This is a genomic window from Achromobacter xylosoxidans (assembly GCF_002192695.1).
Taxonomy (GTDB): Bacteria; Pseudomonadota; Gammaproteobacteria; order Burkholderiales; family Burkholderiaceae_B; genus Achromobacter; species Achromobacter xylosoxidans_C.
Genome location: NZ_MTLG01000040.1, coordinates 1 through 277, shown reverse-complemented (window position 1 = coordinate 277; position 277 = coordinate 1). Strand labels below are relative to the sequence as shown.

Sequence of the window (277 nt, the reverse complement as noted above, 5' to 3'; positions counted from 1 at the left end):
CGTGTCCATGCCCGAAGATGCCCGTGCCACCGTCGGCGATGGGCTGCGGCATGTGCTCAAGCGTAGCGGTTACAGCCTGTGCCAGACGGCACACGCGGTAATCGAGCTGTACGCGCTGCCGCTGCCGGCGGCGCACCTGCACCTCGGCCCCATGACCTTGCGCGATGCGCTGCTCACGCTGGCTGGCCCGGCCTGGGAACTGCACGCGGATGACCGCGCACGGCAAATCTGCTTCGAACGGCCCGCCGACAGCGCGGTCATCGAACCCGCATCCGAG

General features: G+C 69.0%; 1 protein-coding gene. It reads left to right on the top strand.

The features are described 5' to 3' along the window. Positions 1–277: PFGI-1 class ICE element type IV pilus protein PilL2 (pilL2, locus tag BRO63_RS04540; RefSeq protein WP_444978599.1), on the top strand; the 277-nt coding region annotated here is incomplete at both ends.